This is a genomic window from Micromonospora sp. ALFpr18c (genome assembly GCF_008868155.1).
Taxonomy (GTDB): Bacteria; Actinomycetota; Actinomycetes; order Mycobacteriales; family Micromonosporaceae; genus Micromonospora.
On sequence record NZ_WBKR01000435.1, the window covers coordinates 1 to 828 of the forward strand.

General features: G+C 68.2%; 1 protein-coding gene. It reads right to left on the reverse strand.

Annotation, left to right across the window (positions count from 1 at the left end):
• Nucleotides 1-85: 85 nt before the first annotated feature.
• Nucleotides 86-828 (reverse strand): transposase (locus tag F8271_RS31570; RefSeq protein WP_192580560.1); only part of this gene is annotated, 743 nt, incomplete at its 5' end.

Here is an 828-nt window from a genome sequence, read left to right on the forward strand (position 1 = left end):
TGTGCGTCGTCTGTCACGACGGTGTGCCGGGTCTCCGATTCCCGGGGTGCGGCCCTTTCCGGCTCGCTGGGACGGTTGTTGCTGGTCAGGTGGGTGTGGGTAGGGCGTTCAGGCGTTGCCAGCAGAGGATGAACGCGTCGGTCCAGGGCCAGGTTTCGGCGATTTTCAGGGTGCGTTGCCGGGCGTGGGTGCTCAGGGTGGCGGGTAGATGCAGGAGCCGGTAGCGCAGGGTTTCGGGTTCGGCGTGGGCGAGGTCGCTTTGGTCGTGTAGGCCGAGGAGTCGGGTCCAGGCGGTGAGGTCCGCGGCGATGTTCGCGGCCAGGACCCAGCCTCGGTTCACGGTCCAGGATTTCGACGGCAGGTTGCGTAGTCCCATGGCCTTGTTTGTGCGCACTCGGTCTTCGACCGTGGCGTGGCTTCTGTGTAGCGCGTCGAGCCATTGCGGATGATGCGAGCCCGGAATGCCCCGCATTCGGGTGATATTCGTGGCGACGATGGCGTAGCGCCACCCGGTTGCGCGTTCCAGGGCGGTCAGGTTCTTCTGGTGTCGGGCGGCGGGCCGGGTCCGGCGGGCGATCAGCCGCAACCCGGGCAGCCACTTCTCGGCGCGGGCGTTGAGTCCGGTCAGTTCCGCGACCCCGGCGGTCGCGGTCGCTTCGCCGCCCTGGCGTAGCGAGTCGGTCCATGCCTCGACGGGTAGTGCGGCGATCGCGGTCTCGTCGGCGTCGGTGATGGTCCACCCGACGGTGAACCGGACCGTGCGGAACGCGGTGTTCATCTCGTGCAGGTGTTCGAGGAAGTCGTGGGTGGCGCCGGCGCCGTCGACCC